Raw genomic sequence first — 9667 nt, 5'->3', positions numbered from 1 at the left:
CGGTTCACGAAATCGAGCACGTAAGATAGTCAACCAGCTTCACGAAATCGGTGAAGGTTCAATGAGCCTCACACACAGAAATTCGGACAGGCCCCGAGGCGGGGGGCACGCAGGGCGTAGGCATTTATACATAGGCATTTGTCCCAGTATCTGCATCCCCATGTCGGGACTTACGATGCGATGCAACATAAGAACCCACGGAGACCTTGTGGCAAGGCTCTTTCCTCAGCATCCCCATGGAGCGATCAAGGCGCAATGAGCGACGTCATTCTTGAAACCCAAAGCCTGACCAAAGAGTTCAAGGGCTTCACCGCGGTCAGCAATGTGACCCTGTCGGTGCGCCGCGGCTCCATCCACGCCCTGATCGGGCCCAATGGTGCCGGCAAGACCACCTGCTTCAACTTGCTGACCAAATTTCTGGAGCCGACCTCGGGTCTGATCCGATTCAATGGTCAGGACATCACCCATGAAAAGCCCGCAGAGATCGCACGCCGTGGCGTGATCCGCTCGTTCCAGATCTCGGCGGTGTTCCCGCACCTGACGCTGCTGGAAAATGTGCGCATCGGGCTGCAGCGCAAGCTGGGCACGGCCTTTCACTTCTGGCGCAGCGAGCGCAGCCTGCGCCAGCTCGATGCCCGCGCCATGGAACTGCTCACCGAGGTGGGTCTGGAGGACCTGGCCGACGAGCTCACGGTGAATCTCCCCTACGGCCGCAAGCGCGCCCTGGAAATTGCCACCACGCTGGCCATGGAGCCCGAGCTCATGCTGCTCGACGAGCCCACGCAGGGCATGGGCCACGAGGACGTGGACCGGGTGACGCAACTCATCAAGAAAGTGTCGGCTGGCCGCACCATCCTGATGGTGGAGCACAACATGAAGGTGGTGTCCACCATTGCCGACTGCATCACGGTGCTGCAGCGTGGCGCCGTGCTGGCTGAGGGACCTTACGCCGAAGTATCGAACAACCCCCAAGTGATGGAAGCCTACATGGGCACGACCGACGGCCAACTGCAGGGAGCCCACTGAAATGGCGACCACTGCTTCCAATACCCCCGCGCTCGAAATCCGCAACCTCGAAGCCTGGTACGGCGAGTCGCATGTGCTGCACGGTGTGGACATCGTGGTGCAGCCCGGCGAGGTGGTGACCTTGCTCGGGCGCAATGGCGCCGGGCGTACGACCACCATGCGGGCCGTCATGGGACTGACCGGCGCACGCAAGGGCTCGGTCAAGATCAACGGCGTGGAAACCATTGGCATGCCCACGCACCGCATCGCGCATCTGGGTGTGGGTTATTGCCCCGAAGAGCGGGGCATTTTCTCCAGCCTGTCGTGCGAAGAAAACCTGCTGCTGCCGCCCGTCCTCAAGACGGGCACGCAGGGCATGCCGATCGACGAAATTTATGCCATGTTCCCCAACCTGGCCGAACGCCGCAACAGCCAGGGCACCCGCCTGTCGGGTGGTGAGCAGCAGATGCTGGCGGTCGCACGCATTTTGCGCACCGGTGCCAAGTTGCTGCTGCTGGACGAAATCTCCGAAGGCCTGGCGCCCGTCATCGTGCAGGCCCTGGCCCGCATGATCATCACGCTGCGCGAGCGCGGCTACACCGTGGTCATGGTCGAGCAGAATTTCCGCTTTGCCGCGCCACTGGCCGACCGCTTTTATGTCATGGAGCACGGCCGCATCGTCGAGAAGTTCGGTGCCAGCGAGCTGGAAGAAAAAATGCCGGTGCTCAACGATCTTCTCGGTGTCTGAGCGGCCAGCCCGCTACGTCCCGTTTTTCGCAACCCTTCTCACCACAACAGGAGACATCCATGAAAAGCAAACTCAAAGCATTGGCACTGATGCTGGGCGCAGCCGGTCTGGCCACTTCGGCCGTCCATGCACAGGAGAAAGTCAAGATCGGTTTCATCACCGACATGTCCAGCCTGTATTCGGACGTGGAAGGCAAGGGCGGCGCAACCGCCATCCAGATGGCCATCGACGACTTCGGTGGCAAGGTGCTGGGGCAGCCGATCGAGCTGCTCACTGCCGACCACCAGAACAAGGCCGACATTGCCGCCTCGAAAGCCCGTGAATGGATCGACACGCAAGGCGTCACCATGGTCTTCGGTGGCACCAACTCCGGCACCGCTCTCGCAACCGCCAAGGTGGCCCAGGAGAAAAAGCGCGTCTATTTCAACAGCGGCGCTGGCAGCTCCGCATTGACCAACGAGCAATGCACTCCCTACACCGTGCACTACGCCTACGATACCGTGGCTCTGGCCAAGGGCACGGGTGGTGCCGTCGTGGACGGCGGCGGCAAGAGCTGGTTCTTTCTGACGGCTGACTATGCGTTTGGCCACTCGCTTGAGTCCGACACCAGTGCCGTGGTCAAGGCCAAGGGCGGCACGGTCGCAGGTGCAGTGCGCCATCCCCTGAATGCCTCCGACTTCTCGTCGTTCCTGCTGCAGGCGCAAAACTCCAAGGCCCAGATCCTGGGCCTGGCCAACGCCGGTGGCGACACCATCAATTCCATCAAGGCCGCCAAGGAATTCGGTATCAACAAGAGCATGAAGACGGCCGGCTTGCTGGTTTTCCTCAGCGATATCCACAGCCTGGGCCTGAAGAACACCGAAGGCCTGCTGCACACCACGAGCTGGTACTGGGACAAGGACGACGAGTCGCGCAAGTTTGCTGACCGCTACTTTGCCAAGATGAAGCGCATGCCCACCGACGTTCAGGCCGCTGATTACTCTGCCACCACCACTTACCTGAAGGCTGTGGCAGCGGTCAAGAGCACGGACGCGGACAAGGTCATGGAATACATGAAGAAGACGCCCATCAACGACTTCTACGCCAAGGGGGGGGTGATTCGTCCTGATGGCCGCATGGTTCACGAGATGTACCTGGTGCAGGTGAAGGCCCTGGCCGACTCCAAGAAGCCCTGGGACTACCTGAACATCATCAAGAAAATCCCGGGTGACCAGGTGTTCACCGCCAAGGCCGACAGCAAGTGCGCGCTCTGGAAATAACCCGCTAACCTGAACCTCCTCCCACCTGCCGCCGCCTGCCATGGAAATTTTTGGTGTCTCATTGCCGGGTCTCTTGAGCCAGCTCCTTTTGGGGCTGGTCAATGGCTCGTTTTACGCAATCCTCAGCCTCGGGCTGGCCGTGATTTTCGGCCTGCTCAACGTCATCAATTTTGCGCACGGTGCGCTGTTCATGCTGGGGGCTGTGATTACCTGGATGGCCATGAACTACTTTGGCATCAACTACTGGTTGATGCTGGTGCTGGCGCCGCTGGTGGTGGGGGTGTTCGGGGTGCTGATCGAGCGGCTGCTGCTGCGCTGGATCTACAAGCTGGACCATCTGTATGGCTTGCTGCTCACACTGGGCCTGACGCTGCTGATCGAGGGTTTCTTTCGCTCGATCTATGGCGTCTCGGGCCTGGGTTACGACACGCCTGAGCTGCTCGAAGGCGCGACCAACCTGGGCTTCATGATGCTGCCCAACTACCGCGCCTGGGTGGTGGTGGTGTCGATCGTGGTGTGCCTGGCCACCTGGTACGTGATCGAGAAGACCAAGCTGGGCGCCTACCTGCGTGCGGGCACGGAAAACCCGCGCCTGGTGGAAGCCTTCGGCGTGAACGTGCCCTTGATGATCACGCTGACCTATGCCTTCGGGGCCGCGCTGGCCGCCTTTGCCGGTGTGCTGGCCGCACCGGTGTACCAGGTGTCGCCACTGATGGGACAGAACCTCATCATCGTGGTGTTTGCCGTGGTGGTGATCGGTGGCATGGGCTCCATCATGGGCTCCATCCTCACCGGGCTGGGTCTTGGCGTCGTCGAAGGATTCACCAAGGTGTTCTATCCCGAAGCATCCTCGACCGTGGTGTTCGTCATCATGGTCATCGTTCTCCTGATTCGCCCCGCCGGCCTGTTCGGCAAAGAAAAATAAGGGGCTGCACCCATGAATTCCAAGAATCTTACCGCTGTCGGCTACGGCCTGTTGTTCGTCGGCCTGCTGGTGGCACCCTTGCTCGGTGCCTACCCGGTGTTCGTGATGAAGCTGATGTGCTTTGCACTGTTTGCCTCGGCCTTCAACCTGCTGCTCGGCTACACCGGCATGCTGTCCTTCGGCCATGCCGCCTTTCTGGGGGGCTCGGCCTATGTGGCGGGCCAGTCCATGAAAGTGTGGGGCTTCACCCCCGAAGTCGGCCTGCTGCTGGGCACGGCCAGCGGCGCGGTGCTGGGTCTGATCGTGGGCTTCTTCGCCATCCGCCGCGCAGGCATCTATTCCACGATGATCACGCTGGCGCTGGCGCAGATGCTGTTCTTCATCTGCCTGCAGATGCCTTTCACCGGTGGTGAGGATGGCCTGCAGGGGGTGCCGCGCGGCAAGCTGTTTGGCCTGATCGATCTGCAGAACGACATGACCATGTACTACGTGGTGCTGGTGGTGGTGGTGGCTGCATTCCTGCTCATCGTGCGCACGGTGCATTCACCCTATGGCCAGGTGCTCAAGGCGATCAAGGAGAACGAGCCACGTGCCATTTCGCTGGGCTATGACACCAACCGCTTCAAGCTGCTGGCGTTCGTGCTGTCGGCCGCGCTGTCCGGGCTGGCCGGCTCGCTCAAGACCCTGGTGCTGGGCTTTGCCACACTGAGCGATGTGCACTGGACGGCATCGGGCCACGTCGTGCTCATGACCCTGGTGGGTGGCCTGGGCACGCTGTCCGGCCCCATCGTGGGATCCGCCGTGGTGGTGCTGCTGGAGAACAAGCTGGGCGAAATCGGCCATTTCCTGGCCACGCTGACCAGCGTGGAGTGGTTCAACACCCTGGGTGAGTCGGTCACCATGGTGACGGGCCTGATTTTTGTGATCTGCGTGCTGTCGTTCCGCCGCGGCATCATGGGTGAAATCATTGCCTGGCTGGGCCGCCGCAAGGCCGGTAGCAAGGGCTGAGTCTCCCGTTGCTCTTTTCGCGCGGGCTTTGCGAAAGCCGCTGCGTCACAGGCGCAGCGGCTTTTTGTATCCCGTCATCTCCAGATAGCCCTGGCCGATCACCGCGCCCGCCGCATTGCGCAACTCGGACAGGCCCTCCCAGTAAATCGCGCCGGTGGAGCCGCTGCTGTCGAGTTCCTGGTTGTCCAGCAGCGCCCGCACGCCCAGTGGGCCGGCAGGGGTATCGACCCGCCACTGCACCGGGTAGCGGGCGCCGCTGTGCGGGCTGTTCCAGTGGCGTTGCGCCACAAAGGCCACGCTGTTGTCGGCAAACACCTGGGTGGGCTGCCCGGCCGGGCGCAGCGAGCCCCCCGACCACAGTGCCGAACCATCGGCGCGCCGCAGGCGAAACGCGGTGAGCGCACTGCCATCGAAGAGGTTCATGCCGATCCAGTCCCAGCCCACGGCGTCGGGGTGCATCAGGGCGTCGCTCCATTCATGGTCCAGCCAGGCGCGGTGGGTGGCGCTGCCGGTGGTGCTGTTTTCAATGGCCATGCGCCGACCGTTGAGCACGATGGCGCCGCTCACCGCCAGCTGCGGCTGGCTGTAGTAATAGCTGGCCTGGGTGGCTTCGGGGCCTTTGCGCGACAGGCCTTGCCGGCCCTGCAGCAGCGGTGGCTGCGTGCTATCGCACTGCAGCTCCAGGCCAAAGCCGTCGCCTTCGATCCGCGCGGCATACCGGCTTCCAGCCGCCGGCGCAGCACCGGCGGGCAGGGCGGTTCGCACCAGCGACCAGCCGTGCAGCCTGACGGCCGTGTCGGCCTCGCTGGCCTGGGCTACGCCAAAGCCGGTGCGGGCAATGCGCTGGTCGTGGTGCAGGCGCTGGCCTTGCATATCGGTCAGCGCCGCGTGGGCGAACAGCAGCTGCTTGGCCGCAAAGGCCGAATCCAGGCCCTGCGTGGCGTCCACGCGGGAACGAAAGAACGTCACCTGAAACCCCCACAACCGGCCTGCGGCTCGCGCATGGCCCGTGAGGTACCACCATTCGGTGTGCAGGTCCGGGTGGCTGCCATGGTCGCGGGGAAACTGCAGGGCCCGCGCGGGCAGCGCCTGTGTGCTTGCAGCGCCCGCAGCCAGGGTCAGCGCCAGCCACTGTCGGCGGGTGCAGGCAGCCATGGGGAAGCGCATTGCGGTGAAAGGCATGGGCAGGTGTGGTGGGCGTTTCAGGGTAGCGGGGCTTCAGGTACTGGTGGGCGGTGGTGCGGGTCAGCGCGGTGGTTTCGATAGCCAAGTCTTGCACAGGCATGGCGTGGATTGTGTCCCAGCGCCTGCGCTGCATGCGCGGCAACCCCGCGCTGCGGCTACCAGTCTTCCTTGACCGCCAGCACCGCATCCTGCCCCGCTGCCGTCCGGCCCGCCAGCCAGGCGGTGAGGGTGCCCGAGGCCACCACGGCGGCGCACAGGGCGAGCAATCGGGCGGCCGGCACGCGCAGCTCCATCGTCCAGTGAAAGCTCTGGGGATTGACCACATGCACCAGCACCAGGGCCACGGCCAGGCCCAGCAGCAGGCCCACGGCCGCGCCGACGCCAGTCCACGCCGCCCCCTCGCCGGCCACCACGGCCAGGATCTGCCGGCGCGTCAGTCCCAGGTGGGCCAGCAGGCCGAACTCCTTGCGCCGGGCCAGCACCTGCGCGCTGAAGCTGGCCGCCACGCCGAACAGGCCGATGCCAATGGCCACGGCCTGCAGCCAGTAGGTGACGGCGAAGCTGCGGTCGAAAATGCGCAGCGAACGCTCGCGGAGGGCGCCGGCCGAGACAAACTCCAGCCCGGCCGCACCCGCACCTGTTTCCGCGCCGGAATCGGCCACCAGCGCGCGGATCGCCTGCTGCAGTTGCGCCAGGTCTGTGCCATCGCGCGGCCACAGTGCCAGGTCGTTGGTACGTGCGTCGCCCGTCAGGCGCAGGTAGTCGGCGCGATCCATGGCCACGGCGCCCGACTGGCGGGCATAGTCGCGCCAGACGCCTGCGATGAAAAATAGAGCTGCTTGCGCTTTTCCGTCCGGTGCCAGAGGGCTGAAAGCCTTTGAAAGTGCGGGCCACTCCATGCCGGGCCGCAGGCCATACAGGTCCACCACCGCCTCGCTGATGTAAACCCCCATCCGGCCCTCGGGCACGGGCAGCGCCGCGCCCACCAGGGGCAGCGTGCGCGCCGGTTCGCTGCCCAGCGGGCGGCTCAGCAGCGTGAGGGCGGGGCGTGCGGCGTCCAGTTGCAGCGGGCTGGCGCGCTGGGGTTGCACGCGGGCCACGCCGGGCAGCCGCGCCACGGCCTGGTCGAATCCGGGCGGCAGCAGGGCCGCCTCACCCCCCGCCGCGCTCAGGGCCGAGCGCACATACAGCGGCGATGGCAGCACCGCATCGAGCCATTCGGTGACCGATCCGCGAAAGCTGGCCACCATCACCGTCAGCGCCACGGCCAGGCTCAGGCTGGCCACCACGCCCCCCACGGCGATGGCGGCCGCGCCGCGCATGCGGCGTGCGCGCTCCAGGGGCAGCACCAGCAGCAGGTGGCCGGCCCCCCATGGGCGCAGGCGTTGCAGCAGCCAGTCCATGCCCCAGGGCAGCAGCGCAATGCCGCCCACCAGCAGCAGGCCAATGGCGATGTAGGCGGCCAATGCAATGCCAAATACGGGTGGAGCGCTTGCCAGTAAAGCGCCTGCAGCGATCAAAACAACACCGACCGTGGCGCCCGAACCCGGGCCGGCCGCGGCGCCCAGGCCCTTGAGGGTTTGTGCCGGCGGCAGGTGGCGTGCCGCCTGGGCGGGCCACCAGCCACCCACCAGGGCGGCCGCTACACCGAGTGCGCCATACAGCAGCGCGGCCGGGCCGCTCCATTGCAGTGCCGGCTGCACCCCGGCAAAGTAGCCGCCTCCCAGGTCACCCCCCAGCAGTTGCAAGGTGGTGGCCGCCAGCGCCGTTCCCAGCGCGATGCCGGCGGCACTGCCCACCAGCCCCAGCAGGGCCGACTCGGCCAGCACCAGGGCCAGGCGCTGGCGCGGCGTGGCACCCAGCACCGCCAGCAACGCGAACTGCGGAGCACGCTGCGCCACGCTGAGGGCCAGCACCGAGAACACCAGAAACGCCCCCGTGAACAGCGCCACCAGCGCCAGCACCGTGAGGTTGACGCGGTAGGCGCGCGACAGGCTGCCGATGCGCTGCACCGCGTCACCCGGCTCGGCCAGCATGGCGTTGGCGGGCCAGCCTGGCAGAGATTGCAGCCGCTGCCGGAAGGCTGTGCGGTCGGTGCCCGCTTGCAGCTGCAGATCGATGCGGGTCAGGTGACCCGCCTGGCCCCACAGGTCTTGCGCCGCGCCGATGTCCATCACGGCCAGGGGCGCGCCACCCGCTGCCACCGTACCGGCCACGCGCACCATGTGCGATCCCTGCGTGCCGGCCTGCAGCCGCAGCGGTGCCGCGCCACTGCCGTCACTCGCCAGGCCCAGCGCCTGCAAGGCCGCAGCGTTGAGAAACACCGTGGCCGGCGCCAGCATGGCCAGCCGCTCGCTGCCGGCAAAGGCGCGGGGCATGAGCGCGGGCGCCACGGCCGGCAGCAGCAGCGCATCCGCGCCCAGCACCCGCAGCACCACGCGGGCCGGTGCAGGCGTGGGTGCGGCGACGGGTTTATCCACCTGGGCCAGCGTGGAAAGCTCCAGCCATGGGCTGGCGCGCACCACCTGCGAGAGGGTCGCCACCTCCCCATAGAGTGCTTCGGGCAGCGGGCCCTGCATGGCGCGCAACTCCAGATCGGGCTGACCGCTGACGGCGCGCACGGCCTGCGCGAACTCGTCGAGGGCCGAGCTGTTGATCACATGCACGGCAAAGGCCAGCGCCACGCCCAGCGTCACGGCCGCCACCGCTGCGGCGCTGCGCCAGGGGTGGTGGCGCAACTCCTGCCAGGAGAAGGTGCGAAGCAGTGCAAGCATGACCCGATTGTGACGGCGCAGCGCCAGCCGGGCAGGCCCTTGAGGCAGATCAAACGTGATGGCCGCAGCCCTTGAAATGGAGCCGGGCGGTTCGTATCTTCGTATCAGGAGCCTGCGCGGCAGAAGGGGCGTCGGCTGCAAATGTGCCGCAGCGGTCCATTTTTCACCGGCTTCTTGACCCATGGCTGGGCCATGGGTCTGCGAATCCGGCAAAAACTGTGCTCGCTGGGGCCCATTTTCGCTATCGACGCCTTCTGCCGCGCAGGCTCCAAGGGCTGGTGCTCCCTTGCCGGCCCGGTTGTCCAACCCTTACGTTCAGGAGCTTCACCATGAATTCTCTGGTTACCCGTGGCAGTTTGTTCGATGACTTTTTCAAGGACGTCGCCCCCGGTTTCTATGTGCGCCCATTGCATGGCGACGGCGTGCCCTCGCCGGCGCAGATCAAGGTGGACGTGAAGGAAACCGATGGTGGCTACACCGTGCAGGCCGAGGTGCCGGGTGTGCCCAAGGAGGACATCCACGTCGCGATCGATGGCAATGTGGTCAGCCTGCGCGCCGAGGTGCGCCAGCACGACCAGAAGACCGAGGGCGAGAAGGTGCTGCGCTCCGAGCGCTATTTTGGCTCGGTGGCGCGCAGCTTTCAGCTGCCCGTGGATGTGGATGCCACGCAGGCCAAGGCCAAATACGACAACGGCGTGCTGACGCTCACGCTGCCCAAGAAGCAGGGCGGCAGCGCACAGCGGCTCAACATCGAATAAGTCTG

8 protein-coding genes are annotated in these 9667 nt (G+C 65.5%); 6 read left to right on the top strand and 2 right to left on the bottom strand.

Annotated elements, in window-relative coordinates; genetic code table 11:
• The first annotated feature begins 255 nt into the window (after positions 1-255).
• From K225_RS0110620 to K225_RS0110600, 5 genes are read left to right on the top strand one after another with little or no spacing between them, the layout of a single operon-like run.
• On the top strand, positions 256-1026 hold the full coding sequence (locus K225_RS0110620) for an ABC transporter ATP-binding protein (protein WP_026436390.1): 771 nt from the start codon (positions 256-258) through the stop codon (positions 1024-1026).
• Position 1027: 1 nt separating this feature from the next.
• Positions 1028-1753 carry an ABC transporter ATP-binding protein gene (locus K225_RS0110615; protein ID WP_026436389.1) on the top strand — a complete coding sequence of 242 codons (726 nt, stop codon included), beginning with the start codon at positions 1028-1030 and terminating at the stop codon, positions 1751-1753.
• Between the two features lie 59 nt (positions 1754-1812).
• Positions 1813-3012 (top strand): ABC transporter substrate-binding protein, encoded by a 1200-nt coding sequence (locus K225_RS0110610; RefSeq protein WP_026436388.1) that lies wholly within the window; start codon positions 1813-1815, stop codon positions 3010-3012.
• 40 nt (positions 3013-3052) lie between these two features.
• Positions 3053-3937 carry a branched-chain amino acid ABC transporter permease gene (locus K225_RS0110605; protein ID WP_026436387.1) on the top strand — a complete coding sequence of 295 codons (885 nt, stop codon included), beginning with the start codon at positions 3053-3055 and terminating at the stop codon, positions 3935-3937.
• A 12-nt stretch (positions 3938-3949) separates the two neighbouring features.
• The gene (locus tag K225_RS0110600; protein ID WP_026436386.1) at positions 3950-4945 is read left to right on the top strand and encodes a branched-chain amino acid ABC transporter permease; all 996 of its coding nucleotides are present in this window, start codon (positions 3950-3952) and stop codon (positions 4943-4945) included.
• Positions 4946-4990: 45 nt separating this feature from the next.
• Here the strand turns inward: K225_RS0110600 and K225_RS0110595 are convergent, their stop codons facing one another.
• Together K225_RS0110595 and K225_RS0110590 are read right to left on the bottom strand one after the other, a co-directional pair.
• Complete coding sequence (locus K225_RS0110595) at positions 4991-6127, bottom strand: carotenoid 1,2-hydratase (RefSeq protein WP_238323219.1); 1137 nt, start codon at positions 6125-6127, stop codon at positions 4991-4993.
• 158 nt (positions 6128-6285) lie between these two features.
• Positions 6286-8904 carry an ABC transporter permease gene (locus K225_RS0110590; protein ID WP_026436384.1) on the bottom strand — a complete coding sequence of 873 codons (2619 nt, stop codon included), beginning with the start codon at positions 8902-8904 and terminating at the stop codon, positions 6286-6288.
• Positions 8905-9233: 329 nt separating this feature from the next.
• Between K225_RS0110590 and K225_RS0110585 the strand changes: the two genes are divergently transcribed.
• Positions 9234-9662 carry an Hsp20/alpha crystallin family protein gene (locus K225_RS0110585; protein ID WP_026436383.1) on the top strand — a complete coding sequence of 143 codons (429 nt, stop codon included), beginning with the start codon at positions 9234-9236 and terminating at the stop codon, positions 9660-9662.
• The last annotated feature ends 5 nt before the right edge of the window (positions 9663-9667 follow it).

This window comes from Acidovorax sp. JHL-9 (assembly GCF_000426205.1).
Classification (GTDB): Bacteria; Pseudomonadota; Gammaproteobacteria; order Burkholderiales; family Burkholderiaceae_C; genus Acidovorax; species Acidovorax soli.
The sequence above is the reverse complement of the archived record's forward strand: the minus strand, read 5'-3'. Positions and strand labels throughout refer to the sequence as shown.

Excerpts from the sequence above, each read along its gene's own strand:
- K225_RS0110610 (WP_026436388.1), top strand. The coding sequence starts at position 1,813 with ATGAAAAGCAAACTCAAAGCATTGGCACTGATGCTGGGCGCAGCCGGT.
- K225_RS0110600 (WP_026436386.1), top strand. The coding sequence starts at position 3,950 with ATGAATTCCAAGAATCTTACCGCTGTCGGCTACGGCCTGTTGTTCGTC.
- K225_RS0110620 (WP_026436390.1), top strand. The coding sequence starts at position 256 with ATGAGCGACGTCATTCTTGAAACCCAAAGCCTGACCAAAGAGTTCAAG.
- K225_RS0110605 (WP_026436387.1), top strand. The coding sequence starts at position 3,053 with ATGGAAATTTTTGGTGTCTCATTGCCGGGTCTCTTGAGCCAGCTCCTT.
- K225_RS0110615 (WP_026436389.1), top strand. The coding sequence starts at position 1,028 with ATGGCGACCACTGCTTCCAATACCCCCGCGCTCGAAATCCGCAACCTC.
- K225_RS0110585 (WP_026436383.1), top strand. The coding sequence starts at position 9,234 with ATGAATTCTCTGGTTACCCGTGGCAGTTTGTTCGATGACTTTTTCAAG.
- K225_RS0110590 (WP_026436384.1), bottom strand. The coding sequence starts at position 8,904 with ATGCTTGCACTGCTTCGCACCTTCTCCTGGCAGGAGTTGCGCCACCAC.
- K225_RS0110595 (WP_238323219.1), bottom strand. The coding sequence starts at position 6,127 with ATGCCTTTCACCGCAATGCGCTTCCCCATGGCTGCCTGCACCCGCCGA.